Source organism: Alcanivorax sp. HI0083 (assembly GCF_001635175.1).
Genome location: NZ_LWFX01001669.1, coordinates 1 through 270, shown reverse-complemented (window position 1 = coordinate 270; position 270 = coordinate 1). Strand labels below are relative to the sequence as shown.

1 protein-coding gene is annotated in these 270 nt (G+C 64.1%); it reads right to left on the bottom strand.

All coding sequences use genetic code 11. The features are described from left to right. Positions 1–270: penicillin-binding transpeptidase domain-containing protein (locus A3754_RS24490; protein WP_255363164.1), on the bottom strand; the 270-nt coding region annotated here is incomplete at both ends.

Genomic DNA, 270 nt, shown 5'->3' with positions numbered 1-270 from the left:
ACCACCGGGGCATCGTTGATGATGGAGGCCGGGGTGAAGCCGTTTTCCATGGCTGAGGTATAGATGAACGGCTTGAACACGGAGCCGGCCTGGCGCTCGCTCTGTACGGCCCGGTTGAAGTTGGAGGTAGAGAAACTGTAGCCCCCTTGCAGGGCCACGATGGCGCCGCTGGATGGGTCCAGCGAGATCAGGGCGGATTGTGCCTTGGGTAGCTGGGCCAGGCGCCAGTGACGCTCATCGCCACTGCCGGCGGGGCGGACGTAGATGACG